We start from the raw sequence: 261 nt of genomic DNA, 5'->3' as shown, positions 1-261 counted from the left end.
CTGGCCGGATTTCTCGCGCTCGTACAGCGCCATCGGGATGGCGTATGCCAGCGTCAGCCCGGCCACCTTGTCGGCCATGATGGTGTTGATGTAGGCCGGCGCGCCGCTGTTGCGGCCCTGCAGGTCGGCCAGGCCGCTCATGGCCTGGATGATGTCGTCGAAGGCCGGCCGGGCGGCGTAGGGGCCGTCCTGGCCGAAGCCGACCGCCGAGCAATAGACCAGGCGCGGGTTGCGCGCGCGCAGGCTGGCGGCGTCCAGGCC

1 protein-coding gene is annotated in these 261 nt (G+C 71.6%); it reads right to left on the bottom strand.

Translation table 11 applies throughout. The annotated features are described in order from the left end of the window. On the bottom strand, positions 1-261 hold a 261-nt coding region (locus SB771_RS35290), incomplete at both ends, for a CoA transferase (RefSeq protein WP_410722078.1).

This window comes from Burkholderia sp. SIMBA_051, from assembly GCF_046534915.1.
GTDB classification, from domain to species: Bacteria; Pseudomonadota; Gammaproteobacteria; order Burkholderiales; family Burkholderiaceae; genus Burkholderia; species Burkholderia ambifaria.
The sequence above is the reverse complement of the archived record's forward strand: the minus strand, read 5'-3'. Positions and strand labels throughout refer to the sequence as shown.